This window comes from Flavobacterium araucananum, assembly GCF_002222055.1.
GTDB classification, from domain to species: Bacteria; Bacteroidota; Bacteroidia; order Flavobacteriales; family Flavobacteriaceae; genus Flavobacterium; species Flavobacterium araucananum.
The window spans coordinates 68,368-94,702 of record NZ_MUGS01000007.1 but is presented as its reverse complement, the minus strand read 5'-3'; the positions used below and the strand labels follow the sequence as shown (position 1 = coordinate 94,702).

Annotated in this window: 22 protein-coding genes; 6 read left to right on the top strand and 16 right to left on the bottom strand. The window is 34.7% G+C overall.

All coding sequences use genetic code 11. The features are described from left to right. Nucleotides 1-8: 8 nt before the first annotated feature. The 7 genes from B0A64_RS07230 to uvrC all read right to left on the bottom strand — a co-directional run bounded on the left by B0A64_RS07230 (nt 9) and on the right by uvrC (nt 10,183). A complete protein-coding gene (locus B0A64_RS07230; RefSeq protein ID WP_089478848.1) occupies nt 9-1,229 on the bottom strand; it encodes a M23 family metallopeptidase in 1,221 nt (406 codons plus the stop codon). 23 nt (nt 1,230-1,252) lie between these two features. Continuing rightward, on the bottom strand, nt 1,253-2,194 hold the full coding sequence (locus tag B0A64_RS07225; protein WP_089478847.1) for a tryptophan 2,3-dioxygenase family protein: 942 nt from the start codon (nt 2,192-2,194) through the stop codon (nt 1,253-1,255). After that, on the bottom strand, nt 2,194-2,964 hold the full coding sequence (locus B0A64_RS07220) for a DUF3108 domain-containing protein (protein ID WP_089478846.1): 771 nt from the start codon (nt 2,962-2,964) through the stop codon (nt 2,194-2,196). Before B0A64_RS07220 ends, B0A64_RS07225 begins: the two co-directional genes overlap by 1 nt. Nucleotides 2,965-3,263: 299 nt before the next feature. After that, a complete protein-coding gene (hppD, locus tag B0A64_RS07215; protein WP_089478845.1) occupies nt 3,264-4,424 on the bottom strand; it encodes a 4-hydroxyphenylpyruvate dioxygenase in 1,161 nt (386 codons plus the stop codon). 167 nt (nt 4,425-4,591) lie between these two features. Then, nucleotides 4,592-5,749: a homogentisate 1,2-dioxygenase gene (locus B0A64_RS07210; RefSeq protein WP_089478844.1), complete on the bottom strand. Its 1,158-nt coding sequence runs from the start codon at nt 5,747-5,749 to the stop codon at nt 4,592-4,594. Nucleotides 5,750-6,007: 258 nt separating this feature from the next. After that, a complete protein-coding gene (locus B0A64_RS07205; protein ID WP_244285369.1) occupies nt 6,008-8,380 on the bottom strand; it encodes a patatin-like phospholipase family protein in 2,373 nt (790 codons plus the stop codon). A gap of 9 nt (nt 8,381-8,389) precedes the next feature. Further along, the gene (gene uvrC, locus B0A64_RS07200) at nt 8,390-10,183 is read right to left on the bottom strand and encodes an excinuclease ABC subunit UvrC (RefSeq protein WP_089478843.1); all 1,794 of its coding nucleotides are present in this window, start codon (nt 10,181-10,183) and stop codon (nt 8,390-8,392) included. Between the two features lie 138 nt (nt 10,184-10,321). Here uvrC and B0A64_RS07195 point away from each other — a divergent pair, with 138 nt between their 5' ends. The 3 genes from B0A64_RS07195 to B0A64_RS07185 are packed head-to-tail and all read left to right on the top strand — an operon-like array spanning nt 10,322 to nt 12,222. Beyond that, nucleotides 10,322-11,302, top strand: a complete 981-nt coding sequence (locus B0A64_RS07195; RefSeq protein WP_089478842.1) for a succinylglutamate desuccinylase/aspartoacylase family protein — start codon at nt 10,322-10,324, stop codon at nt 11,300-11,302. Beyond that, nucleotides 11,289-11,858 (top strand): 5-formyltetrahydrofolate cyclo-ligase, encoded by a 570-nt coding sequence (locus tag B0A64_RS07190; RefSeq protein ID WP_089478841.1) that lies wholly within the window; start codon nt 11,289-11,291, stop codon nt 11,856-11,858. The genes B0A64_RS07195 and B0A64_RS07190 overlap by 14 nt, the downstream gene beginning before the upstream one ends. Nucleotides 11,859-11,889: 31 nt before the next feature. Beyond that, entirely contained in the window at nt 11,890-12,222 is a 333-nt protein-coding gene (locus tag B0A64_RS07185; protein ID WP_089478840.1) for a hypothetical protein, read from the top strand. 111 nt (nt 12,223-12,333) lie between these two features. Here the strand turns inward: B0A64_RS07185 and B0A64_RS07180 are convergent, their stop codons facing one another. The 8 genes from B0A64_RS07180 to B0A64_RS07145 form a co-directional block, all read right to left on the bottom strand. Next, nucleotides 12,334-13,083, bottom strand: a complete 750-nt coding sequence (locus tag B0A64_RS07180) for a tetratricopeptide repeat protein (RefSeq protein WP_089478839.1) — start codon at nt 13,081-13,083, stop codon at nt 12,334-12,336. Between the two features lie 37 nt (nt 13,084-13,120). Then, on the bottom strand, nt 13,121-14,875 hold the full coding sequence (locus B0A64_RS07175) for a BatD family protein (RefSeq protein ID WP_089478838.1): 1,755 nt from the start codon (nt 14,873-14,875) through the stop codon (nt 13,121-13,123). Between the two features lie 131 nt (nt 14,876-15,006). Then, entirely contained in the window at nt 15,007-15,783 is a 777-nt protein-coding gene (locus B0A64_RS07170) for a tetratricopeptide repeat protein (protein WP_089478837.1), read from the bottom strand. A gap of 130 nt (nt 15,784-15,913) precedes the next feature. Continuing rightward, a complete protein-coding gene (locus tag B0A64_RS07165; protein WP_089478836.1) occupies nt 15,914-16,948 on the bottom strand; it encodes a VWA domain-containing protein in 1,035 nt (344 codons plus the stop codon). A gap of 79 nt (nt 16,949-17,027) precedes the next feature. Beyond that, on the bottom strand, nt 17,028-18,029 hold the full coding sequence (locus B0A64_RS07160; RefSeq protein WP_089478835.1) for a vWA domain-containing protein: 1,002 nt from the start codon (nt 18,027-18,029) through the stop codon (nt 17,028-17,030). After that, nucleotides 18,029-19,663, bottom strand: coding sequence for a hypothetical protein (locus B0A64_RS07155; protein WP_089478834.1), 1,635 nt, complete (start codon nt 19,661-19,663; stop codon nt 18,029-18,031). Before B0A64_RS07155 ends, B0A64_RS07160 begins: the two co-directional genes overlap by 1 nt. 169 nt (nt 19,664-19,832) lie before the next feature. Then, nucleotides 19,833-20,696 carry a DUF58 domain-containing protein gene (locus tag B0A64_RS07150; protein ID WP_089478833.1) on the bottom strand — a complete coding sequence of 288 codons (864 nt, stop codon included), beginning with the start codon at nt 20,694-20,696 and terminating at the stop codon, nt 19,833-19,835. 80 nt (nt 20,697-20,776) lie between these two features. Beyond that, nucleotides 20,777-21,781, bottom strand: coding sequence for an AAA family ATPase (locus B0A64_RS07145; RefSeq protein ID WP_072964260.1), 1,005 nt, complete (start codon nt 21,779-21,781; stop codon nt 20,777-20,779). 223 nt (nt 21,782-22,004) lie between these two features. Between B0A64_RS07145 and B0A64_RS07140 the strand changes: the two genes are divergently transcribed. The 3 genes from B0A64_RS07140 to B0A64_RS07130 all read left to right on the top strand — a co-directional run bounded on the left by B0A64_RS07140 (nt 22,005) and on the right by B0A64_RS07130 (nt 25,344). Further along, nucleotides 22,005-22,877: an aldo/keto reductase gene (locus B0A64_RS07140; protein WP_089478832.1), complete on the top strand. Its 873-nt coding sequence runs from the start codon at nt 22,005-22,007 to the stop codon at nt 22,875-22,877. A 276-nt stretch (nt 22,878-23,153) separates the two neighbouring features. Then, a complete protein-coding gene (locus tag B0A64_RS07135; protein ID WP_089478831.1) occupies nt 23,154-23,906 on the top strand; it encodes an SDR family NAD(P)-dependent oxidoreductase in 753 nt (250 codons plus the stop codon). A gap of 286 nt (nt 23,907-24,192) precedes the next feature. Next, nucleotides 24,193-25,344 (top strand): ATP-binding protein, encoded by a 1,152-nt coding sequence (locus B0A64_RS07130; RefSeq protein WP_089478830.1) that lies wholly within the window; start codon nt 24,193-24,195, stop codon nt 25,342-25,344. Between the two features lie 142 nt (nt 25,345-25,486). Here B0A64_RS07130 and B0A64_RS07125 read toward each other — a convergent pair whose 3' ends face one another. Continuing rightward, nucleotides 25,487-26,230, bottom strand: a complete 744-nt coding sequence (locus B0A64_RS07125; RefSeq protein ID WP_089478829.1) for a DUF3298 and DUF4163 domain-containing protein — start codon at nt 26,228-26,230, stop codon at nt 25,487-25,489. Between the last annotated feature and the right edge of the window lie 105 nt (nt 26,231-26,335).

Here is a 26,335-nt window from a genome sequence, read left to right as displayed (position 1 = left end):
TAATAGATTTACAAATTCCCAATACTGTCCAGTTCTCTTTTTAGAGGTTCCATTTGTTTCATGAAACGTGTTTTGTCATTTCCTGTCAGAGATTCTCCTGTTGGTAAATTAAGTAGCAGCGCATCTACCTGAACCCCGTTTTTCCAGAAACGGTAACAAACGTGTGGTCCGGTCGCCAATCCTGTGCTCCCTACTAAGCCAATGGTTTGTCCTTGGGTAACACGTTGTCCGCGGCGAACCAAAATTCTGGACATGTGCAAATATTGAGTAGAGTAGGTCCCGTTATGTTTTACTTTTACAAAGTTTCCGTTTCCTGCTGTATATCCCGTTGCTTCTACAATTCCGGATGCAGTTGTTGAAATTGGCGTTCCGGTTGGAGCCGCATAATCGGTTCCTTTATGTGCTTTCCAGGTATGTTGTACCGGGTGAAATCTGTTTGCAGTAAATCGCGAAGTGATTCGGCTAAATTTGATTGGTGTTTTTAAGAAAAAGTTTTTCAATGTTTTTCCCTGATCATCATAATACTCAATTTTCCCTGAAGTGGTATCCCTTTCAAACGGAAATGCATAGACGATTTTACCTTTATATTCAAAAAACGCAGCCTCAAGGTCTTCAACACCGTCATAGGTTTTGCCATTTATAAAACGTTCTGTAAAAATTAATCCGTAACGATCTCCTTTTTTAAGTTTAAAAAAGTCAATAGACCACGAGAATATTTTTGTAATTCTGCCGGCAAGAGCTGTTTCTACACTTTCGTTTCCTAAGGTTTCGGATAAAGAACTTTTTAAAACACCACCAATAATTTTACGTTTTAAGGTAACCGGTTTTACTTTTTTATAAGCTTTGGCAATACTATCGCGAAAATCGACTACATAATAAGTCAATGCATCCGGCTGATATATAAAAACCTGTAGTTTGTTGGTTTTATTTTTTGATCGAAGAATTGTGTATGGTTTGTTGTAGCGAATAGTGCGCACATCAAAAGAATCTTTTACCTGCTCAACAATGTCGAATACTTTTTTGTCACCAATATTTTGCTTTTGAAAAATAGATCCAAAAGAATCTCCCTTTTTTATGGTATCCTGAAGAACATTAAAATCAGCATAATTAAAACCAAATTCTACTTTTTTAGTTTTGGGTTTAGTAATTTTATTTTCAACTTTTTCAGCGGTTTTATTACAAGAAAATATCGAAAATGCTAAGATTATAAGTACAAATGCTTTTTTCAAACTTTTAAATTTTTTTTAGGAAATTAAGTGGTTGTTTCATTTCCCCAATTGGACAATTCTTCTTCGGTCCACAATTTAGGAAAAAAGATGCGTCTTTGGTATTTTGGATGCATATATTTTTGCCAGTCACTTCCTCCTGTAGCTTCCCCATTACCTTTTCCGCTTTCCAAAATGTATTTTCTGGCGGTGTTCAAATGTTGCATTACCCAAGTGATATTCACGGTTTTATCGTAGTGACGCATCGCTTGAATTAATTCTTGGTTTTGCTGATCTTCTATCGGTAATTGTGTGAATTTTTGCCAAATATTTTTTGTTTTAAACGTCGTTATTTGTCTTAAAAATTGTTCTTTGTACTTATTTTCGAATTCTTTAAGCAAATATGATTTTTCGCCGGTGTGATAATCTTTTCCTGCGGCTTGCCAATACAAGTGTTCAAAGCTGGTTTCTAAGTCCGTGTTTTCGTCAAAGTTTTCTTTGTACCTGCGATCTGTTAGATTGATAACATCTGTCGATGCAAATTCTATCAATCTGTATTGTGCACTCTGAAAACCGCTTGCAGGAGTTAGAGTATTTCTAAATTTCATATACTGGTCGATCTCCATTCCGTTTTCCATAATACTGAATGAGTTCGTAAGCATGTCAAAATAACGGGTAACACGGGATAATCGCTCACTAAAAAAAGCTGCCTGAATGTTTTGTGTATCAGCAATTTGATCAATTTCCCACAAAATCATTTTAAAAATTAATTCGTTTACCTGATGATACATGATAAAAACCATTTCGTCAGGAAGTGTTGTACGTTGTGTTTGTAAACTTAAAAGAGCGTCAGTCTGAATGTAATCCCAATAAGTAATTGGTTTGGACCAAAGTAATCCTTCTAACTGAACCTCAGTTTTTTGATTTATGGCTTGAAATTTAAGGTCAATTTCTTTTAGAATTGATTCAGAATTATCTGTGGTATTCATTATTTTTTTACTTTAAATGGATTTTTTAATCCTTTATATTCGTCGAGATCTGCTTTAAGTGATCCAACGGCAAGGTCTGCTTTTATTCTAATTGGGAGTTTGTTGTCGTCGTCTGTGATCCAGAGCGTTACGCTTTCTTTTTCTTTAAAAACTCGTCCTGTTTGTACCAATGGTTTAAACATCATGGTAGAAACGGTTCCAAATTTAGTTGTAATATCTTGACGGCCTACATATTTTAACTTAAATTTTGTGATTTCTTCATCAAAAAACATGTCGATTGTTATAGCCTCGCCAGCTTTCAGTTTGTCGATATTAGGATGATTTCTTAAGTAGTAAAAAGAGGAAATAATATCCTGAACATTATCTGTTATGATAATTGTTTTTTCGGTTTTGCGTTTGTAGTCTTTTACTAAAACTCTGTTTTCGTTTTGGTTAAAAAGCCCTTCCTGATCTTTTGTATAACCGCCTTCGTCAATTTTTCGAACATAACGATAAGGGTTTCCTGTTTGTTTGTCAAAGTAACTTTCGTATAAATCTTCGACCTTAAAGAAAAGTTTCGACATTCCGGTTGTGTAACCTTTACCCACAGCATGAAACACTTTTTTGTTGTTGATGGTGGCGTCTTTTATTTCGAGAGTGGCATAACCTGCGTTTATGATTCCGTAGTGAATTCGGAATTTGAAATATTCTCCAGTATCGAATGCATCTTCTTTTGCAGAGTCGAAACTTAGTGTGGTGAGAACTAACAGGAGTAGGATTATCTTTTTCATAGTACAATTTTTACATTTCATTATAAAGATAAAGAAATGCAAATTCTATTCCAAATGTACCAAAACAAAAAAACTCAGTCAAGAAATGACTGAGTTTTTATGCTATTAACTAACCAAAAAACTATAAATTATGAAATTTATATCAATTCAGAAGGAAACCACCCCTTCTTGATTTGCGAGTGCAAAGATATGCAGAAAGTTCAAAAAAGAAATAGCAAAAGGCAAGTTTAACATAACATTTGCATAAAAAGCATCACTTTACAGAGAATTATTCTGTTTTATGCAAAAATATTCTGTTTTTACAAAGTTCCTCTCAATTCTTGCTCTCTCTCAATTGACTCAAAAAGGGCTTTAAAGTTCCCTGCGCCAAATCCTTTTGCCCCCATTCTTTGAATAATTTCGAAAAAAAGCGTTGGTCTGTCCTGAACCGGCTTTGTAAATATTTGTAATAAGTAGCCATCTTCATCGGCATCGACCATGATCGCTAGTTTTTCAATTTCGTTAATGTCTTCTTTCATCATATCCATATGAACACCCAGTCTTTCAGGAATTGCCTGGTAGTACGTGTGCGGAGGAGCAGATAAAAATTCAACTCCGCGTGCTTTCAATTGCGATACTGTTTTTATAATATCATCAGTTGCAATAGCAATATGCTGAATTCCGGGTCCGCCATAAAAATCTAAATATTCTTCGATCTGAGATTTTTTCTTTCCTTCAGCCGGTTCGTTGATTGGAAATTTAATTCTTCCGTTTCCGTTAGACATTACTTTACTCATTAATGCCGAATATTCTGTGGTAATTTGTTTGTCATCAAAAGACAGGAAATTCACAAATCCCATAACGTCTTCATAGAATTTTACCCAGGTATTCATTTCGTTCCAGCCTACGTTGCCCACCATGTGGTCAATATATTTTAGACCTGTTGGTTCCGGATTGTAATCTGATTTCCATTCTTTGTATCCTGGCAAGAAAACACCAGTATAGTTTTTTCTTTCTACAAAGATGTGTACCGTTTCTCCGTAGGTATAAATTCCGGAACGCACCACCTCTCCAAATTCATCTTTTTCGACTGTTGGTTCCATAAACGAACGAGCGCCGCGTTTTATGGTTTCTTCATAAGCACTTCTGGCATCTTCGACCCAAAGAGCAGCAACTTTTACACCATCGCCGTGTTTTTGAAGGTGTGCATGAATGGGTGAATCTTGTGTTAATGGCGTTGTCAGAACAATTCTGATTTTATCTTGTTTTAAAACATAAGAGGCTTTGTCTCTTACTCCGGTTTCTAATCCTGCATATGCTAATGACTGATATCCAAAAGCTGTTTTATAATAATGTGCAGATTGTTTTGCATTTCCTACATAGAATTCTACATAATCTGTTCCTAATAACGGAAGGAAATCTTGTGCTCCTTCGAAGATTTTTTCTAATCCGTATTCTACTGATTTTACTTCTTTTGACATAATGTTTATTTGTTTAATCGGTTAACCGTTTATTTGGAAAAACCGAAGTGTTGTTTTTAAGATTTGTTTTTTAGCCCTGATAGAAGGGAAAATCCTTTTTTATTGCTTTTTCTGCAATAAAAAAGATTGGAATGATAGCAGGAAATAGCTCCTAAATTATCTAATTATTACTCCGTCCAGGATTTATAATACTGACCATCATCAAGTCCCATCGCTTCTTCCGTTACCATAAGTGGGCGGAAAGTATCGACCATAACGGCTAACTCATGGGTTTCTTTATGACCAATGCTACGCTCCATTGCTCCTGGTGCAGGACCATGCGGAATTCCTTTTGGGTGCAGAGTAATATGACCTTGCTCGATATTATTACGGCTCATAAAATCACCATCGACATAATACAGCACTTCGTCTGAATCTATATTGCTATGATTGTACGGCGCAGGAACTGCTTTTGGGTGATAATCATAAAGTCTTGGGCAGAAGGAACAAACAACAAAAGTTGCTGTTTCGAAAGTTTGATGTACTGGTGGTGGTTGGTGTACACGTCCGGTGATGGGTTCGAAATTATGAATCGAAAATCCGTATGGAAAATTGTAACCGTCCCAGCCCACCACATCAAAAGGATGAGTAGCATAAACCACTTCATGAAGTATTCCTTCTTTTTTGATCTTGATCAGGAAGTCGCCTTTTTCGTCGTGTGTTTCCAGCTCATTTGGCAAAATAAAATCACGTTCGCAAAATGGTGAATGTTCCAGATGTTGCCCGGATTGGTTTTTATAACGTTTTGGGGTATAAAAAGGAGCAAAAGATTCGACATAAAAAAGTCGGTTTTCTGTGGTCTCGAATTCTATCTGGTAAATAATACCACGCGGAATTATGAGGTAATCACCATATTCAAAAGGAATATTACCCAACATGGTTCTTAATTTTCCTTTTCCTTTATGGATGAAAAGCATTTCATCGGCATCGGCATTTTTATAGAAATAATTGCGAAGTGATTCTTTGGGAGCAGCCAGACCTATAATACAGTCTTTGTTGACTAACATTGCTTTGCGGCTGTCCAGAAAATCATTTTCAGGTTTTAATTCAAAACCTTTAAAAAGTAATGATTTTATGTTTTTTCCAATTGCAATTTTTGGCTCAACAGAGTAGGAGTTTAAAATTTCTTTTACCTGAGTTGGTCTGTGAACATGGTAAGATAAAGAAGAATGTCCGTGAAAACCTTCGGTGCCAAATAATTGTTCGTAATAAAAACCTCCGTTAGGTTTTTCGAATTGGGTGTGTCTTTTTTGAGGGAAATTTCCAAGTTTATGATATAATGGCATGGCTTTTCTATTAGATAATTTGTAGATTAGATAATTCGAAAAAATAAGAATTGCGAACAGTTACCAGTCTAATTTTTCAATTGACTATTATGATCTTAATTCGATTAGCCTTTTATTCCGGATTTCTCTTAATAAGGAATTGAAGATACTCTAATAAACCTGTCCATTTTGTTTTCATTATAACAAATGTCGTAATTTTTATTGATCAAAATTACATATTATATTATTTATAACATAAAATATTTATAAAAAATCAGCTTAAAACGTAAATCCTATACTGAACCATGTAAAGCTTTTTGATGTTTCCGGAGACCATGATTGTTTGATCTCGATGGGACCAATAATAGTTTCTAATCCGTAACCAACGGCATATCCCGAATATTTGGGCATTGAAACCCAGTCTACAGTAGTAAAAATGTCATCGCCTAAATTGGCAAAATTTGCCGAAACGTTGACGTGGTTCTTTTTAAAAAGTTCATAATCTAAAGTTATGTCTGTTTTTATAAAGCTATTTCCGGCAATACTTAAGAAATCGTATCCATAAAAATAATTGAAATTATTGATTTTGTTGTAACCATAGCCTCCAAATATAAAGTCAAAATAGGGAACGCTGTCACTGCCAATATTAAATCCGGCATCTGCCCCAATTTTAATAGTAGCTTTTCTAAATAAAGTTCGGGCAAAGGCAATTTCTGCTTTTGCTATCGAGAATGGTTTAAACAGTTTGGTGTAATCTGATGAAGCTAAATAAGTCTGTAAATCTCCGGAAAAATAAACCCCTCTGTGTGGGAAACTTTTATTATCGAACGAGTCATATTTTAAATAACCAAAAAGACTAAAATAGCTGCTCTTGTCAATAATGTTTTCTGTATTAGAAAGGGTTGGGGAGTTTATTTTCAGGTACTTATATTCAATACCTCCGCCCATTAAAAATTTTTGAACAAATATGGTTTGAAAATACGCCTGATTGGTAACATCCATAAAGTCAACATTGATCAGGTTTACATTTGGATTATTCGTATAGATGTTGCTAATACTGGTGGTTACATTTCGATTAAACTGATTGAGCCTGGAACGAAATCCAAAACTAATATTAAAACCATTTTCGACATAATAATTAAGGTCATATCTAAAATTATCGCCTAAAATTATATCCAGTGATGTAATATCATTTTTCAGGAATGTTTTTTTATGAGTAAGATTCAATAAAATAGCACTCTTGTACAATCCGTCGTAGTGCAATCCAAGTTTTAGATAAGTTTGCGTTGGGTTTTCTTTCAGTACAAGATCCAGATCATCTTCTTTGCCATCCGGTTGCAGGCAATAAGAGATCGTACTAAAGTTTTGAGTAGCGTTTAGATTATTGATTCCTGTTTTAAGATCATCATACGTAATAGTGCTTCCGGGTTTGAAACGGAGTTTTCCGCGAATGTATTCTTTTGTGTAATTGTCTAATCTATCGTTGTTTATTTTGTTTATCTCGATAGTATCAGTTGCAATTTTTAATTTTGGTTTTTTATAAAAAGTCTCTTCATTCGTCAATGTTTTAATTTTTTCATAAACGGCAAAAGCAGCTTCTTCTCCTTTTCTAATAATCTCTTCTCCTTTGTCGAACGAAATAACACCATAATCGCGAATGTCCGGTTTAATGTAGACATCTGTATCTTTTATTTTGCTTTTCATCTTATCAATGGATTGCAAATTGGTAATCTGAACTAATATTCGGGTTGCATTTTTTAAGTTTTTTCGGTTCATTAGATCATCCTGTACATCCACACCAATAATAATGTCGGCGCCAAGATTACGAACTTCTTTTATGGGATAATTGTTTACAACACCGCCATCGACCAACAAATTGCCGTCGATTTCTACAGGCGTAAACAACGAAGGAAATGCCGCACTTGCCATCATTGCCTGAACCAGATTTCCTTTGTTCAGTAAAACTTCTTCGCCGGTTTCGATATTGGTACCAATACACAAAAATGGGGTTGGGAGTTTATTAAAGTCTCTTATATGACGCACATTTCTGGTAAGACTGCTCAATAAGTTGTAATTGTACATTCCTTTTGAGAGTGCTTCGGGAATGCCGACTTTAAAATTGCTAAAGGGTAAAACGATGGCGTATAATTCGTCATTTTTTTTACCGTAAAAGTTTTTGGATGAACGCGGAATATAATCATTGATCAGTTCATCAAAATTGGTTCTTTTAAAAATAGAGTCAATTTGAGAGGCGTTGTAGCCGGAAGCATAAAGACCCCCAATTATAGACCCCATACTGGTCCCGCCAATATAATCGATTTTGATTCCTGCTTCTTCCAGCACTTTTAGAACACCAATATGTGCAAATCCTTTTGCGCCTCCGCCACTTAATACCAATCCTATCTTAGGTCTTTTTATACTATCCTGTTTTTTTTCCTGCGAAAAGGTCTTTTGCAAACTGAATATCAAAAATGCAAATAGCAAAACTGTCCCGCTCGAGATCGTCCCGATAGGTACCGGAATCGAAAACAAGGAGTGACAAATCGATATTTTTTCTTTAAAAAAAGGAGTAATTTTAGAAGTCTCTTTTTTTAGGGTAGAAAAAAAACGTTTGGACCGTGTATTTAAAATGGACAGCAGATTTAAGTGCATAAAAAATAACTAGTTGGTTCTGTAAAAGTCGACAATTTTTTTGGCTTTTGATACTCCTATGACATCAGATATTTCTTTTTCGGTCGCCAATTTTAATCTTTTAACACTTTTGAAATGTTGTATTAACGTAAGCATCGTTTTTTCGCCAATACCCGGAATACTTTCTACGGAGGAATTAAGCGCTGCTTTGCTTCGTTTGTCCCGATGAAAGGTGATCCCGAATCGATGCGCTTCATTTCGCAATTGCTGAATTACCTTTAGCGTTTCTGATTTTTTATCGAGATATAACGGAATTGAATCTCCGGGATAAAATAATTCTTCGAGACGTTTTGCAATCCCTATAATGGCAATTTTACCGCGCAATTCCAGTGCGTCTATACTCTTTAGGGCAGCAGATAATTGTCCTTTTCCACCATCGATAATAATAAGCTGAGGCAAAGGTTCATTCTCGTCTAATAATCTTTTGTAGCGGCGATAGACAATTTCTGTCATCGAAGCAAAATCGTCAGGACCTTCGACCGTTTTTACATTAAAATGGCGGTAATCTTTTTTGCTGGCTTTTCCGTCTTTAAAAACGACGCAGGCAGCAACGGGATTTGTTCCCTGAATATTCGAGTTATCAAAACATTCGATATGACGCGGTTCAACAGGCAATCGCAAATCTTTTTGCATTTGCGCCATGATACGGTTCGTGTGTCGGTCCGGATCTACAATTTGCAATTGTTTTAATTGTTCGATTCGGTAAAACTTAGCATTACGAATCGATAAATCTAAAATTTGTTTTTTGTCGCCAAGTTGCGGTACGGTTGTTTTTATATTTTCGCCCAAATCAATTTCAAACGGAACAATGATTTCTTTTGATAATAACTGAAAACGTTCCCGAAGTTCAATTATAGCTAGTTCCAGTAATTCTTCGTCTGTTTCGTCCAGCTTTTTTTTCATTTCTAAAGTATGCGAACGAATAATCGATCCATGCGAAATCTGTAAAAAGTTTACAAAAGCCGCACTTTCATCAGATACAATCGAAAAGACATCGATATTGGTGATTTTTGGGTTTACAATCGTAGATCTTGACTGATAGTTTTCGAGAACTTCGATTTTTTCTTTAATTTTCTGCGCTTCCTCAAAATGCAGATCTTGTGCATATTGGTTCATCAATCGCTTAAAATCTTTCATACTCTCTTTAAAATTCCCTTTCAGGATTTCGCGGATCGCATCAACCTGTCTTTGGTATTCTTCCAGCGGTTCGTAGCCTTCGCAAGGACCTTTGCAATTACCAATATGATATTCGAGGCAAACTTTGAACTTGCCGGAATCAATATTCGATTTGCTTAAATCATAATTGCAGGTACGTAACGGATATAATTCTTTGATTAAATCAAGAATAGTGTGTACGGTTTTGAAACTTGTATAAGGACCAAAATATTCAGAACCATCTTTGACCATACGTCGGGTCGAAAATATTCTCGAAAATGGTTCTTTCTTAATACAAATCCACGGATAACTTTTGTCATCGCGAAGCAGTACATTATAGCGTGGCTGTAAGGTTTTGATCAAATTGTTTTCTAACAAAAGCGCATCAGTTTCAGTAGGAACTACGATGTGTTTTATGGTTACAATTTTTCGAACCAATACATTTGTTTTGGCAGTATCGTGAATTTTATTGAAGTAAGAGGAAACCCTTTTTTTTAAATTTTTGGCTTTCCCTACATACAAGATCTTCCCATCTTTATCATAATACTGATAAACACCGGGATTATCCGGTAAAGTTTGAATTTGAAGATCTAAGGATGGTTTTTGCATTCTGTTTTATTTCTGAAGATAATCGATCAGTGTTTTCAAAAATCATTCTGATTTGAGAAAAAAAAGCTTAACACTGATTTAGTTTCAAATTTACGAAATCAAAAGAATAATTTCTATATTTAGATTTTATAATTCTACATGAAAAATAGTAAACCCTTGGTTATTTTTGGCGAATCGATTTTGCCGGGAGAAAACAAAACAATAAACGTTGAAATTGCCAGGCTGCACACGACCACAAAGCTTAATATTCCGGTAATTGTACGTCGATCAAAAATTGAAGGTCCGGTAGTTTTATTCTCAGCCGGCATTCATGGTGACGAAATAAACGGTGTTGAAATTGTTCGACAGCTTATTAGCAAAAAAATTAATCGTCCCTCAAAAGGTACCATTATTTGCATCCCGATTATCAATATGTATGGTTTTGTAAATAAATCGCGTGAATTTCCGGACGGCAGAGATTTAAACCGTGTTTTTCCGGGAAGTAAAAAAGGTTCTCTGGCGAGTCGTTTTGCCTATCATATAGTTGCCGAAGTTTTGCCGATTATTGATTATGCGGTCGATTTTCATGCCGGCGGAGCAAGTCGCTTTAATGCACCACAAATTAGGGTTACAGAAAATAATACCGAACTGAAAGTTTTGGCAGATGTTTTTAATGCGCCTTTTACTTTATATTCTAAAAATATAAATGGCTCCTTTAGGAATACTTGCGAAAAAGCCAATATAAAAATGTTGCTTTTTGAAGGCGGAAAATCATTAGATATCAATAATGTTATTGCAAACGAAGGTGTAATGGGAGTAAAGCGCTTGTTGCATTATCTGGATATGCTTGATCCCAAACAAGTGGTTGAACATGCAAAAGAACCTTCGATTTACATCAAATATTCGGTTTGGCTGCGTGCAAAATGTTCCGGTTTGTTGCACGATTATAATTTAATAGGCAAATTTGTGACCAAAGGAACTATTTTGGCAATCATTACAGATCCGTTTGGTAAATTTGAACAGAAAGTAAAAGCACCACATGACGGATTTGTCATCAATGCCAATCATTCGCCAATTGTTTATGAAGGCGATGCCATCTACCACATGTCTAAAAATAGCCCTGAAAATGCCGACGAATAAAAAAGAATTACGCTTACATTATAAAAATCTCCGCAAAGAACTTACTCTCGATGATCTCGAAGAAAAAAGTTTGGCTATAGCCAATAATTTAATTCAATTGCCTATTTGGAGTAAAACTTATTATCATGTTTTTTTGCCTATCGAAGAGCAAAAAGAGGTCAATACAGAATATATTTTGCATTTGCTTTCCGGAAAAGATAAAGAAATTGTGGTTTCGAAAAGTGATTTTGATACTCGCGGAATGAGTCATTTTTTATTGACGGATAATACTAAAATCAAAAAAAACGAATATAATATTCCGGAACCTGTAAACGGTTTGCCCGTTCCTTCAGCAACTATTGAGGTTGTTTTTGTACCGCTTTTGGCTTTTGATGTTTCAGGAAACAGAGTAGGTTACGGAAAAGGTTTCTATGATAAATTCCTGGCAGAATGCAAACTGGAAACTATTAAAATAGGACTTTCTTTCTTTGAGGCCGAGAACCAAATTGAAGATGTTTTTGAATCAGATGTAAAATTAGATTATTGCGTTACGCCTGAGAAAGTTTATGGGTTTTAGAAATTATATCTCTAATTTAAACTAAAATTATATGGTAAATAAACTTCTTTTTAAGTTAATATTGCTTTTTTTATTATTTATAAGCTGTAAATCAGATCATAAAGAGGACTCTGTGAAAGATAAAGATTTAGAGAATATACTATTGAAATCTGCTTTGAAAACAGGTGATAATAATATTAAGGAAGTGTTTGTTGTTTTTTATGAAGGGAAAAATGGGGCAAAGTTTCAAACAAAAGATAATTTCATGTTCAGTCTTGAAAAAGACAACTCATACATTAGATATACAAATTTTTCTGAGGAGAATATTTCAAAAGAGGAGATGAAGGATAGTATTTCATTTTATAAGCAGGCAGATAACTTATAATTATTTATTATCGCTTATATGATTATAAACTCAAGTTGATATGAAAAATCCCAAATTTCAATTGTTGTTAAGTTGGAATTTGGGATTTTTTTATTTTCTATTTTAGAAATTTCATTTTACTTCTTTAATTGTCGAACCATCAATCCAGCCTTCGTTTCCGTCTGTTAGTTCAATTTTCTTCCATTTGCCTACACTTTCTATTACGTAAACTTTTGCTCCTTCGTGCAGTAATATAATAGCAGCACCTGCTTTTTGAGGTTCGCTGCGAACTTCACTTAATTCAGCAAAAACAATTGCAGGGCGATCATTATTAAAATGATTTTTTTCGGTTATTGCGGCAGAAATACTTAAAATTAAAGCTACTAAAAGTACAAACATTCCAATAAAATAGATTCTTTTCGTAAGCGTAAGTTGCGAGAAATAATACCCAATAAAGCTTAGTAAAAAAGCAAATGCAATACCTATTGAAATTTTTGCCCAGATATTATAGTCAAAAATTCCGGTGAAACTCTGAATCAGTTTTGCAAAACCAACTTTCGGGATTTCTTTAATCTCATCAATAGTTAGTTTTTTTGCAAATTTTAAATTGTTTAAAGTCTCAGGATCGTGAGGTTTTAAAACGAGGGCTTTCTCATAATTATAGATCGAAGGCGCTACTTTGTTAAGTTTATAATAAGAGTTTCCTAAGTTAAAGTATAACTCTGCAGATTGTTGTTTGTCTTCTTTAATAATGCTTTCATAAATATCAACAGCTTGCTGGTATTGTCCCTTTTGGTACAAAGCATTTCCTTTTTCGAAGCTGCTCTGAGCAAAGAAAACCTGAGTGATTAATAAAAAAAGATATACTACTATGTTTTTCATTTTATTTTCTTTAAACCTGTCAGGTTTGATTCTGTATTTAAACGATCTGTTTTTCTAGTTCTGAAATAATCAAAACAGCTTTGTCATAATCCTGCTGAATCGATGCGCTTGATGCCGGCGCATAACGGGCAAATTCACAGTTTTCTGTCAGGTTAATAAAACTTTGAACAGATTCCGGATTTGCATTTCTCGATAACAATAGTTCCTGTATGTTGTCTTTGCTCATTTCTGAGGTTTCGATGTGCAGTTTTGCTTTCAGGAAATTATGCATCGCTTTTTCTAAGGCAATATAAAATGCTTCTTTATTATTCAGTTGTTTTTTAGCTTCAGATAAATATTTCTTTGCTAACTTATTGTTCATTCTAATTCGGTTTCCGGTCACATCGCCGTCAAGAGCTTCTTTTCTTTTCTTCCCTAAAACAATAATTGGTACTATTAAGAATGGCATGAACAACAGAATATAATACAAATTCGAACCGTAAAAATCGTTTTTAGCTATTGCGACTAATATTGTTTTTGATTTTATATACTTAAACTGATCTGTTTTCGAAATTACATTTTTAGACGCATTTGCCGTTGCATTGGCTTCTGCCTGCATTGGCCCGTCTAAAACATCGACCATAATTTCTGGTGAAGTTATCGTTTTATAAGAACCGGTATTCAAATCAAAATAAGAAAATTGCATTGGTTTTATCGCATACTTTCCTTTGTATTGCGGAATTATAGAATATTTGTCTGTGATTTTTCCTGACATTCCGGAAAGTGACGTTGTCACTTGTTCGTCATGAACCGGATCGTACATTTCTAATGCATTAGGTACAACAGGTTTTGGTAAAGTAAACAATTTCATGTTCCCATTTCCTGAAGCGCTCACAATCAAGTCGAGACTTTCTCCGCTTTTCAGCTTGGTTTTTGAAGGCGTTACAGTAAAATTAAATCTACCTACAGCACCACCAAAACCTTCCGGTTTTGTTGCTTCCGGAAGCGCCCGCACGTTGATAGCTTTGGCTCCGGCAGAAACAACCCTGTTGTCGTCTGTCAAGAGCATTTGTCCATACATATCGCGACGATTTGTAGGCAGTTGTACACCAATGTCTAATGAAAGAGGTTCAATAGTAAGTCTTCCTGATTTTTGAGGATATAAAATGGTCTTTTTCAGAATTACAAAATAGCATCTTTGTCCTTGAAAAGTCCCTTCTTCGATCGACAATTGTTTGATGTCTATATTCTGATTCCAGAAATCATTGTATTTAGGTTTAGCCAGTTCTTTAAAACCGGTAACGTTAATGTTGTTAAAGTATAATTTGTAAACTACCGTTATAGGCTCATTTAGATACGGATTTGTTTTCGAAATTTCAGCAACAAGATTCAACGTTTCATTTCCTGCGCCTTGTGGTCTGCTGTTGTCGTTAGGATCTCTTTCCTGAGCAACGGCATTGGTTACAACAACTTTTATAGGTTGTGTTTTATAAACCTGACCGTTGTATTCTATGGCAGCTTGCTTGATATAAACAGTCCCTTTTTGGTTGGGTTGCAATATATAGGAGTATATTTTCTGGAAAGAACTTCTACCGTTGACCCAGGACTGACTTACTTGCTGGCTTGGTCCGCCTACAATTTTAAAACCATCAAATGTGGGTTGGTCAAAGTTGTCGCCATCAACATTCATGATGAAGTCAATACGTAATCTTTCGTTTACTCCAAGGGTGTTTTTGCTTACTCTGGCTTCAAATTGAACCTGAGCCATAAGCCCCTGAAAAGTGAATAGTAATAGAATTAAATATCTTTTCATTAATTGTTTATCAGTTTTTGTTTAACTGTTTAATTGTTAACTTGTTTAATCGGTTTTTTTGCAGTTTTATTGTTTATTCGTTTTTTTGAGCTCAAATTAACGGTCAAACGAATAAACGGTTAACCCATAACCTACCAGTCTTTTTCTGTTTTTCTAGGATTTCCTTTTACTTTTTGCGCATTTACTTTATCCTGAACTTTCTTTTCTTCGTTGTTTACAGCATCTAATAAATTCTGAACACGATCTTTAGAAATTCCTCCTGGTTGCGGTTTTGGCTCTCCTTTATTGTCAGACTTGTCCTCTTTCTTAGGATCGTTTTTGCCGTCTTTTTTATCCTTGTCTTTGTCGCCTTTATCGTCTTTTTTGTCTTTGTCCTTATCCTTGTCTTTATTCTTGTCCTTGTCTTTGTTTTTATCTTTATTTTTATCCTTGTCCTTATCTTTATCCTTGTTCTTGTCTTTGTTTTTATCGTTTTTAGGAGGGTTCTCTTTTAGTTTTTGTTTTGCGTATGCATAATTATAACGCGTTTCATCATCCGTAGGATCATTGCGTAACGCTTCTTTATAAGCTTCGACAGCTTGCGTATAATCTTTCTCCTTCATTAAAACGTTTCCTAAATTGTGAAAAGCTTTATGTTTTTCAGGTCTTGTTCTGGCATTTTTTATGGCTTTTGCATAGGCAAATTTGGCTTCAGAAACCTGATTTTGTCTGTATATTGTATTTCCTAAGTTATAAGGAGCCGTAGCACGTTTTGCAAATTTTGATTCCGAAATTCTGTAATTAGCTTCAGCATCAATAAATTTATTCTGCTTATATTCTTCATTGGCATCCGGCAATGTCTTGTCTTTCTCCTGAGCAGAAACCGCCAAAGAAAACGTTAGTAAAATATAAAGAAGTAAATTTTTCATTCTAATTTTTTATGTTTTTAGTTTGCCACCAATTGCACCAATTTTTACGAAGTAAATTGTTTTTTATTTTTGAATTTCAAAAGGACATTTTTTCTTTTGTGTAAATTCGGGTAATTAGGGGCTAACTTTATTATTTCTTTTCGTTAAATAAATTCAACTCTTTTATCCAATTTGTTTTTCTTTCTAAAAGAAAAATATCAACAAACAATAATAAGAAAGCAAAGCCAATGAACCATTGAAATTGCGATTGAAAATCGGCCATTTGCGTAGCTTCAAATTCGGTTTTCTGTATATTGTTTAAGGCATTTTTGATATATTCTAAAACTTCCTTCGTATTGCCTCCATATACATAACCGCCTTTTGTAGCTTTTGCAATGGTTTTTAATCCTTCCTGGTTTAGTTTTGTAATAACAGTTTCGCCATTTTGATCTTTCTGATAGCTTTTGACTACGCCATTTTCTTTTAATGGTATTGTGCCTCCTTTTTCTGTACCAACACCAATGGTGATAATTTTCATTCCCATTTTGTTCGCTTCTTCAGCAGCAGCAGATGCTCCTTCAGAATGGTCTTCTCCATCAGAAATTAAAATCAACAACTTGCTTGTTTTACTTTTCTCATCAAAATAAGTCGATGATAATTTGATGGCTTCATCAAGCGAAGTTCCTTGCGACGAAACCATATCCGGCGTCATACTTTGCAGGAACATCTTGGCAACACTATAATCTGATGTAATAGGCAAAACCGGGAAAGCACTTCCGGCATAGGCTACGATTCCAATCCTGTCGCTTCCTAAATTATTGATGATTTGCGAAACCAGTTGTTTACTTTTTTCTAAACGACTTGGAGCCACATCTTCGGCAAGCATACTTTTAGACACATCGACAGCAAAAACAATGTCTATACCTTCGCGTTTTACCGTTTCCATTTTGGTTCCAATTTTCGGGTTTACCAGCCCAATAATCAAACAGGCAAGTGCCAAAAGTAATACGGATAATTTTAATACCGGTTTAAAAACAGATCTTTCCGGGCTCAGTCTTTTTACCATTTCGAGATCACCAAATTCGCGTTGTTTTTTTCTTTTCCAATACATATTAAAAAGAAAAATACACACCACAATTGGGAGTAATAATAAAAGGTATAAATATTTTTTTTCGTCTAATTCCATTTTTAGTTCTAGTTTTCAGTCGCAGTTTTCAGTCGTAGTTTTCAGCTGTAAACTGTAAACCGTGACTGCGACTAAAATATTATATAAAGCTTCTGTAAACTGTATTTCTTAAACCTACTTCTAACAATAACAAAAATGCTGCGAGTAAAACAAAGGCTCTGTATTTCTCGTCGTAATCGTAGAACTTTAATTCTTGAATTTCAGTAGTTTCTAATTTATTAATCGAATTGTATATTTCGGCTAATTTATCATTACTGGTTGCTCTAAAATAAGTTCCATCGGTTTTACGGGCAATATTTTTCATTAATTGTTCGTCGATTTCTACTTTTTGCATTTTATACAAAAATCCTCCGTTTGGTGCATAAGCGTATGGCGATGCTGCCATTCCGTTGGTACCAATTCCAATCGTATATACTTTTATTCCGTATTGTTTTGCAATGTCAGATGCTGTTTCCGGTTCGATAAAACCGGCATTGTTTACACCATCAGTCATCAAAATAATAATTCGGCTTTTGGCTTTACTGTCTTTCAGACGGTTTACGGCAGTTGCCAATCCCATCCCAATTCCGGTTCCGTCTTGTAAAACAGTATCGTATTTAATACCTTTTATAGCTTCAAGAATAATGGCCTTATCGCTTGTAACGGGTGTTTTAGTATAGGCTTCAGAAGCGTATAAAACCAATCCCACTCTGTCATTTGGTCTTTCGACAACAAAATCAGAAGCAACTCTTTTTAAAGCTTCCATTCGGTTTGGCTTTAAATCTTTTGCCAGCATACTCCCGGAAACGTCTATTGCAAGAACAATATCGATTCCTTTTGTTGTTTTAGTCTGGCTGCTAATGTCAACAGTTCTGGGTCTTGCCAATGCAATAATTAAAGAACTTAAAGCAATAATTCTAAAAACGTACAAACAAGGTTTTAATTTTGTTAAAAGCGATTCGCTGTTTTTGAAACCCTGAGTCGAACTCATTTTTAAGGTAGCCGATTGCTGATTGCGTTTCCAGAAAAACCAGCCAATTGCAATAGGAATTAGTAGAAACAACCAAAAAAATTCCGGATTTAAAAAAGTTATATTTCCCATTAGTTGCTCGCTTTTCTAAGTTCAACAGAATTTAAAATTCTAGTTGTAATATCATTGGCGTATGTATCACCTTCTTCGTGTAAAATCATAATTTGTTGTAATCCCTGATCTTGTTTAAAAAGCAAAAGTTCATAATAAGCTTTTGTGCTTGATTTATCGATAGGGTTTAAAACGGTCATTGTTCCGTATCCTTTTACGCCCTGAATGCCCGAGTTGGTTTGAAAATCTTCTTGTTTTACAATAATATTCTGACCACCCTGAGCTTCAATTATTTTTAAAGAACCTTCAAGTGCTTTTGCTAAATCTATATCAGTTGGGGTTTTAAACTTACTGGTAGAAACTGTGATGAAAAAATTATCTGTCATACTTCCATACGCAAAAAGTTGCATTTCCTTAATCAGGGCCATTGCTTCTTTAGGCAATACTTTTTGAGTATCCATTCGTTTTAAAACCTTTGGAGTTTCGATTAATACACCTGGATTTCCGTATTCACTTTTTACCCATTCTCCTTCTAATAATTCTTTTGATGCATTGCCCAAAACATTATCTTTTACATATGTAAAACCTTTTGTAGCGATAAAGAATGTTGTGGTAGCGATCAATAAAAACACAACTGTTCCTGCTGCTATAGCGATACGTTTGTTCCGTTTTTTAAGCAGTTGAAGTTTGATTTGCTTTTGCTTTTGCGCTTCATTCAATAACTGGTCTTCTTCTTCAGCCGGAACTTCGGTTGGGATTGCATTGTCAAGCGTCAAAATTACCCTTTGTATTTTATTTCTGTCTTCGGTAATTTCAAAATCAAGCGGTTTAGATTTGGCAAATTTCACCAAATCTGCCTGACGTAAAACACGTTCTAAATTCTCGACCGTTTCCGGTGTTAACGTCATTTTCTTTTTGGTAGAAGCCGTTCTTATTGCCTGAATCAATTCAGAAGTTGTGCTTTCCATCGCCGGGATATGAATGGCTTCTTCAATATAGTTACGGGCAATATCCGTTAGTTCGCTATAATATTCTTTGATTTCACCTTTTTGAACCAGTTCTTTTTGCTCCAGATTATTCAGTAAACTTGTCGCTTTTTCGATCGGAGTTTTATAAACTTCTTCTTCGATTTTTTTCTTTTGGTGTTTTTTAACGTACCAATAAACAAAAGCTCCAATACCAAGAATTACAACCAAAATTAAAAGGTAAAGCCACCATTCGCTAAAACCGTTGTCTGCAGCAGTAATATCCTTGATATCGTACATTTTTTGTTGCAAAGTATCGACTTTTATACTTGCCACTTCAACACGAATCGAATCTGTTGAAAAAGGCTTTTTGTCGATCAGGATTTTAATACTCGGAATGGTATATTTTCCGGAATCAAATTGCGTTAAGCCATATTTTTTGATTAACTCGTACGTGTCATTTTTCTTAACGGTGTCAACAGGATACGATTGAATTACTTCAAGAGCACCAATGTTTTTTAGTTTAGGAAAAACAACTTTTGATTTTGAGCTGACCACTGTTTTAAGGGTTAGCTTAAATTCAGCACCAATTTTATTTTTTGTAGTATCAATGCTCGTCTCTACTTGTTTTTGCTGGGCAAAAATAGCTGAGGAAAGTAAAAATAAAAATATGTAAAACTTTAATTTCATTTGATTTTTGATTTCAGATTTTATTCTAAAATGAATGCTTAATTATGGCACGCGGATGACGCGGATGGCACAGATTTAAACGGATTTTTTTATGTATAATTTTTGATAAGAAATATAATTTATGAATTTTCAAAAAATCTAAAATCTAATATCTGCACTCTAAAATTATTTACCTTGATTTGAAATAACCTAATAGTTTCGTTACGTAATTTTCGTCGACTCTGGTGTTTACAACTCCTGCGCCTGATTTACTAAAAATATCCTTGAAATAATTTACTCTTTCCTGATAGTGTTTTTCGTAATTCATTCGCACTGTTTTGGAGCCCGTATCGACTAGTTGAATTTTTCCCGTTTCGGCATCAAGCATACTTACCATTCCTAAATTCGGGATTTTTTCTTCACGGATATCATAAACCCTAACGCCTGTAATATCGTGTTTTTTAGAAGCAATTTTTAAAGTCTGCTCATAATTTTCAGACATAAAATCTGAAATAACAAAAACAATCGCTTTCTTTTTCTGAGTTCCTGATAAAAATTTTAAGGCAGCTCCAACATCGGTTTTTTGACTTTTAGGTTCAAATTCGATCAATTCACGGATAATTCTCAAAACGTGCGAACGCCCTTTTTTTGGCGGAATATACAATTCGACATTGTCAGAAAATAATATTAAGCCAATTTTATCATTGTTTTGTGTAGCCGAAAAAGCCATCGTTGCTGCAATTTCAGTGACGATGTCTTTTTTAAACTGACTTTTTGAACCAAAACCCTCAGATCCCGAAATATCAACCATTAAAACCATGGTCAATTCGCGTTCTTCTTCAAAAACTTTTACGTGGGCTTCGTTATAGCGCGCAGTTACATTCCAATCGATGTTACGAATGTCATCGCCATATTGGTATTGACGTACTTCACTAAAAGTCATCCCTCGTCCTTTAAAAGAAGAGTGATATTCTCCCGAAAAGATATGATTGCTCAGTCTTTTGGTTTTGATTTCTATTTTCCGTACTTTTTTTAAAAGCTCTTTTGTATCCATTTCTTTAGTTTTCAGTCGCAGTTTTCAGTCGCAGTTTACTTAATATGAGGTTCACTGTGACTGAAAACTGAAAACTATTTTTAAGGTACTTCAATCTCGTTTACGATTTTGTTGATAATGTCTACAGAAGTAATGTTTTCGGCTTCGGCCTCATACGTTATTCCAACTCTGTGACGTAAAACATCATGTACAACTGCACGAACATCTTCTGGAATTACATATCCACGACGTTTGATAAAAGCATAACATTTTGCTGCAACGGCTAAATTGATACTTCCACGTGGCGATGCTCCAAAACTAATAAGAGGTTTTAAGTCTGCAAGTTTGTACTTCTCTGGATAACGAGTAGCAAATATGATATCTAAAATATATTTTTCGATTTTTTCGTCCATGTACACTTCACGAACTGCTTCCTGAGCACGTAAAATTTGCTCTACAGAAACTACGGCGTTTACTTTTTCGTAAGAACCTTTTAAGTTTTGACGAATTACAAAACGCTCTTCATCAATTTTTGGGTAATCAATTACAGTTTTTAGCATAAAACGATCGACTTGTGCTTCCGGAAGCTGATATGTTCCTTCCTGCTCTACCGGGTTTTGTGTGGCAAGTACTAAAAACGGACGATCAAGTTTGAAAGTCGTGTCGCCAATAGTAACTTGTTTTTCCTGCATCGCCTCCAAAAGTGCTGACTGAACCTTTGCCGGAGCACGGTTAATCTCATCGGCAAGAACGAAATTAGCGAAGATTGGCCCTTTTTTAATAGAAAATTCGTTTGCTTTGATGTTATAAATCATCGTACCAACGACATCGGCAGGTAATAAGTCAGGAGTAAACTGTATACGACTGAACGAACCTTGTACTGCTTGCGACAAAGTATTTATCGCCAAAGTCTTGGCCAATCCCGGAACACCTTCAAGCAAAATATGCCCCTGTCCCAGAAGTCCAATTAATAAACGCTCGACCATATGTTTCTGGCCCACAATGACTTTGTTCATTTCCATTGTAAGAAGGTCTATAAAAGCACTTTCTCTTTCAATTTTTTCATTTATCGCTCTAATGTCTAAAGTCGTTGTATTTTCTTCCATATAAATATTTTTAAAACCTTTTTAAAACGTTGATTTTTATGCCTAACTTTTGAGAGTGCAAATTGAATATTTTTTGAGAAGTAAGATGTTAAAGAATGGTTAAAACTTCGACCAATGACCTAATTTTAAGGACTAATTGTGAATCTATTTTTATATTTTTAAGAACTTTGATGATTATGCTTCAGAAAAGCATATTTATTACCAAAAATAACGCAATAAAACCATGAGTAAAACAGCATTATCGCCCATAATTTCGGGCACTATGAATTGGGGAGTTTGGGATAAAAACCTTACAACTAAAGAAATGGAAAACCTGATACAACTTTGTATCGAAAACAAAATTACAACTTTTGATCACGCAGACATTTACGGATCTTATACCACAGAAGCTGATTTTGGAAAAGCATTTCACGACAGCAAAATTTCAAGAGAGAAATTACAATTGATTACCAAATGCGGAATTCAGATGATCGCCGAAAACCGCCCGAACAAAATTAAACATTATGATTACTCCAGGGATTATATTGTTTGGTCTCTTGAAGAATCACTAAAAAAATTGAAAACAGATTATGTGGATGTTTTTTTATTACACAGACCAAGTCCGCTAATGCAAGCCGATGAAATTGCAGAAGCGGTAGAGAAATTAAAAGCAGAAGGGAAAATTATTGATTTTGGACTTTCGAATTTTACGAGTTCTCAAACCGAATTAATCCGTCAGAAAACAGAAGTAAGTTATAATCAGGTGCAATTTTCGGCAACGAATTTTGAACCAATGATTGATGGAAGTTTTGATTATATGCAAACACACCGTATTCGTCCGTTGTCATGGAATCCGCTTGGAACCGTTTTTAGAGAAGACACTAAAAAAACACGTCGTTTGAAAAAATTACTGGCAGATTTAGTTCAAAAATATGGTTTTGGTTCTGATACACTTTTATTATCCTGGATTTTAAAACATCCCGCTGGAGTGATTCCAATTGCCGGAACGGTAAATATTGCCAGAATTCAGTCCCTGATGAAAGCAGTTGAACTGGAAATGGATAAAGAAGACTGGTTTGCCATCTGGACAGAAAGCAGAGGCGAAGAAGTTGCCTGAAAAAAGTGTTCAGTTTACAGTTTTTAGTATTCAGCTAAATGCTATTTAAAAAAATATTTGCCACAGATTAAAGTGATTAAAATGATTTTTCAATCTGTGAGAATCTTTTTAATCTGTGGATAAAAAATAAACACATAGATACATAGATTTTTATTGTTTTAAATGAGGTAAAAATAAATGACAAATCATTTTCACATAGCTATGTGAATTCATGTGAAGTGAAACGTCTTTTTTAAGCTTTAAATCTATGTCTCTATGTGTTAAAAAAAAAATTACATGAAAAAAACAGTCTTAATAACTGGAGCGACAAGCGGAATTGGTAAAGCAACCGCAAAAATATTGGCTAGAAATAACTATAAGGTGATCCTTTGCGGAAGACGCATTGAGAGACTAACAGAACTTGAAAAAGAACTTTCGGTTTTTACCGAAGTACATTCCCTGTCTTTTGATGTCAGGGATAAAAATGCTGCTTTTGATAGTATTAATAATTTGCCGAAAGAATTTGCAGATATTGATATTTTAATTAATAATGCCGGAAATGCACATGGTTTAGATCCAATACAAACGGGAGATGTAGACGATTGGGATGCGATGATCGATATAAATGTAAAAGGACTTTTGTATGTTTCGAAAGCCGTAATCCCGAAAATGACGGCTAAAAATTCCGGACATATTATTAATATTGGTTCAACGGCAGCAAAAGAAGTTTACCCAAACGGAAATGTGTATTGCGGAACAAAACACGCCGTAGATGCCATTACAGCCGGAATGCGAATTGATTTAAATCCATTTGGGATCAGAGTAGGAGGAATTCATCCGGGAATGGTGGCAACGGAGTTTAGCGAAGTACGTTTTAAAGGGGATCTCGAACGAGCTTCAAACGTATACAAAGGTTTCGATCCGTTGCAGGCAGAAGATATTGCAGATATCATTCATTTTGTGGTTTCAAGACCATATCATGTAAATATTGCTGATCTGGTGGTTATGAGTACAGCGCAAGCGTCGTCGACAATTGTGAAGAAAAATTAAGTTGTTTTTTTATAATCATCATAGTCCCAGCGGGACGGTATATTTATAGAGATTTTTAAATATATTAAAAATCAACCCCATCGGGGGTGAAATATTCTATAAATAAGTTCAGATATCGCTCCGCTGGAGCTTTGCTTCTTGTTAGATGCGTAATTAGCTATAAATATAATGCTCCGCTGGAGCTTTTTTTGAGGTTTAAAATTTGGAGTAACACAAATTTTAAAGTGTTTCAGATAAATAAAATTAGTGTAAATTAGTGCAATTCGTGGCAGAAAAAAACTAAACTATGATCAATAAACGCCTTTTAATAAAAAATCTCCTTGCACATAATGACGAGAGCAGTTTTTATGACAAAAAAAGGCAATTGAATTTGCATTCGCGGGAAGGAAAAGGAAAGTTTCTAAAACACATTTGCGCCTTGTCTAATTCTAATCCGACCAATAATTCTTATATCGTCGTTGGTGTCGAAGATCATGACAATGAAATCGTAGGCGATGACTTTTTTGACGATAGCCGAATTCAGAATCTTGTAAATGCTTTTCTGGAAAATCCTCCTAAAATTCAGTATGAAAATGTACCTTTTCCTAATCTTCCCAAAGACAAAGTTGTGGGATTAGTTACGATTAAACCCAAAAGTAAAATTTCATATTTTAAAAAAGGAATTCATACAACTCCAGCCAATAGTGTTTTTATAAGACGCGGCAGCAATTCCGTCCCGGTTGAAGGGGAAATCGAAAAGAATTATCAGAATACTGAAACCGTTATTGGTATCGAAAATAGTTCCCGTAACAGTATTCAGTATACACTTGACGGCGTTATCGATTTTATGAATTTCAGGCATAAAGACATGTCGCCTAAATATCATGTTTTTAAAGAATTGTTTGTGATTTGCTGGGCAGGAGTTCCTAAACAATCCCGTGATAAAACCTTTTTGTCCCGCGTTGATATTGAACTGATCAACGAACAGATCAAGCTTTTTTATTCGGCTCAGGATGTGGTTACGATTGTTTTTGATGATGATAGTTTTACGATAACAGAGTATGTTCCGCTAGGCTTAAATGACAAAACAAGTTATTATCCTTTAGAGCAACAAACGATTCATTTTTTTGACAACGGTTATTACAAAATAGACCGAAAAATGCTTTTTCAGCCTCCGGAGTTTAACAGAAAGATGTTGTATCATATCTACAATGCAAATACGGCATTGCTTCAAAAATTGCAAAAAGGAATTGCATTATCAGAGCGTGAATTAAAAGATCTCGAAAATCTGCCATCGACTTTTATGATTTGTTACCTGAATAGTTTCGATGATGCCAAGCAAAAACTAATTGATGCAAAATTGCTTTTAAAGCCTTTTGTCCATATCTATTTATCGTTTAAGGAAGCTTTAAGGATTTTAAGGAAGATGAAATATGATTTTCAGGAAGGTTCAAAATAGGGTTGCAGAGGTTCAGAGGTGCAAAGCGACAAAGGTTTTTTGTAGGGGCACACAGTAGTACATCTAAAATAAGGTTCAGAGGTGCAAAGCGACAAAGGTTTTCGTAGAGACGCACTGCCGTGCGTCTAACATAAGATTGCAGTTATCGATATTTCAAATACTGACGAACTTTTTCATAAGGAAACAAAATCTCTTTTGGTCCATCTGCATAAGAAGCGGCTTCATAAGAGTTGTAATATAAAAGCAAACCTTCATTGGTATAAAAAATATTTTGTGGTAATTGAAATTTGTCATTTTCGAACATTAACCCTGTAGCATTAATATTTGATTTTGCCGGAATTTTATATTTTGACCTGAATTCTTTTTCGGCGAAAGCCATAAACTCTTTTTCGTTTTTGAAAATACTATTGGTAAAAATAGTTTTTCCGGTTTTGGGATTAAACAATAAAGATCGGAAACCCTGATAACCATGTGCGCCACCGGTAAAAGTATAATGGTCAATTTTTATATTAATGATCTGTTCCGATTCAAACTCAATGTTTCCTTTTATTTTTGCTTCCCACCCAAAAGTTTCTGAGGGAAATTTTTTATGCATTCCTTCATAAGAAGCAATAAATGAGGCTGCGAGTGTTTTGTAGTCATTTGCTTTTGATGCATCTTCTTCAAAATACACGATGTCTTTTATGACCAAAAAAACTTTTTTATTAATGCTGTCTGCGACAATGGGAATATTTTTAGCAATAGGAATATTAATTGTAATTTTAGGACAATCTTTTTTGCAGGCAATAGTAGATTCTTTTTCAAATGTCTCATTGTCAAATGAAAGCTCTTTATTGCAACTGGTAAGTATTACGAACAAAAAGACTAGAAAAGTATACTGTTTCATGTCAAAAAGTGTTAATTATATACAAAGGTAATAAGTTGTTTCAGGATTAAAATAAATTAAACGGTAAATTTGTAGCACATTTAAGCATTTAAAATTTGTAACTAT

Excerpts from the sequence above, each read along its gene's own strand:
- B0A64_RS07160 (WP_089478835.1), bottom strand. The coding sequence starts at position 18,029 with ATGGGAAATATAACTTTTTTAAATCCGGAATTTTTTTGGTTGTTTCTA.
- B0A64_RS07135 (WP_089478831.1), top strand. The coding sequence starts at position 23,154 with ATGAAAAAAACAGTCTTAATAACTGGAGCGACAAGCGGAATTGGTAAA.
- B0A64_RS07165 (WP_089478836.1), bottom strand. The coding sequence starts at position 16,948 with ATGGAATTAGACGAAAAAAAATATTTATACCTTTTATTATTACTCCCA.
- B0A64_RS07190 (WP_089478841.1), top strand. The coding sequence starts at position 11,289 with ATGCCGACGAATAAAAAAGAATTACGCTTACATTATAAAAATCTCCGC.
- B0A64_RS07170 (WP_089478837.1), bottom strand. The coding sequence starts at position 15,783 with ATGAAAAATTTACTTCTTTATATTTTACTAACGTTTTCTTTGGCGGTT.
- B0A64_RS07130 (WP_089478830.1), top strand. The coding sequence starts at position 24,193 with ATGATCAATAAACGCCTTTTAATAAAAAATCTCCTTGCACATAATGAC.
- B0A64_RS07195 (WP_089478842.1), top strand. The coding sequence starts at position 10,322 with ATGAAAAATAGTAAACCCTTGGTTATTTTTGGCGAATCGATTTTGCCG.
- B0A64_RS07185 (WP_089478840.1), top strand. The coding sequence starts at position 11,890 with ATGGTAAATAAACTTCTTTTTAAGTTAATATTGCTTTTTTTATTATTT.
- B0A64_RS07140 (WP_089478832.1), top strand. The coding sequence starts at position 22,005 with ATGAGTAAAACAGCATTATCGCCCATAATTTCGGGCACTATGAATTGG.
- B0A64_RS07145 (WP_072964260.1), bottom strand. The coding sequence starts at position 21,781 with ATGGAAGAAAATACAACGACTTTAGACATTAGAGCGATAAATGAAAAA.
- B0A64_RS07125 (WP_089478829.1), bottom strand. The coding sequence starts at position 26,230 with ATGAAACAGTATACTTTTCTAGTCTTTTTGTTCGTAATACTTACCAGT.
- B0A64_RS07175 (WP_089478838.1), bottom strand. The coding sequence starts at position 14,875 with ATGAAAAGATATTTAATTCTATTACTATTCACTTTTCAGGGGCTTATG.
- B0A64_RS07225 (WP_089478847.1), bottom strand. The coding sequence starts at position 2,194 with ATGAATACCACAGATAATTCTGAATCAATTCTAAAAGAAATTGACCTT.
- B0A64_RS07205 (WP_244285369.1), bottom strand. The coding sequence starts at position 8,380 with ATGCACTTAAATCTGCTGTCCATTTTAAATACACGGTCCAAACGTTTT.
- B0A64_RS07155 (WP_089478834.1), bottom strand. The coding sequence starts at position 19,663 with ATGAAATTAAAGTTTTACATATTTTTATTTTTACTTTCCTCAGCTATT.
- B0A64_RS07210 (WP_089478844.1), bottom strand. The coding sequence starts at position 5,749 with ATGCCATTATATCATAAACTTGGAAATTTCCCTCAAAAAAGACACACC.
- hppD (WP_089478845.1), bottom strand. The coding sequence starts at position 4,424 with ATGTCAAAAGAAGTAAAATCAGTAGAATACGGATTAGAAAAAATCTTC.
- B0A64_RS07180 (WP_089478839.1), bottom strand. The coding sequence starts at position 13,083 with ATGAAAAACATAGTAGTATATCTTTTTTTATTAATCACTCAGGTTTTC.
- B0A64_RS07150 (WP_089478833.1), bottom strand. The coding sequence starts at position 20,696 with ATGGATACAAAAGAGCTTTTAAAAAAAGTACGGAAAATAGAAATCAAA.
- B0A64_RS07220 (WP_089478846.1), bottom strand. The coding sequence starts at position 2,964 with ATGAAAAAGATAATCCTACTCCTGTTAGTTCTCACCACACTAAGTTTC.
- uvrC (WP_089478843.1), bottom strand. The coding sequence starts at position 10,183 with ATGCAAAAACCATCCTTAGATCTTCAAATTCAAACTTTACCGGATAAT.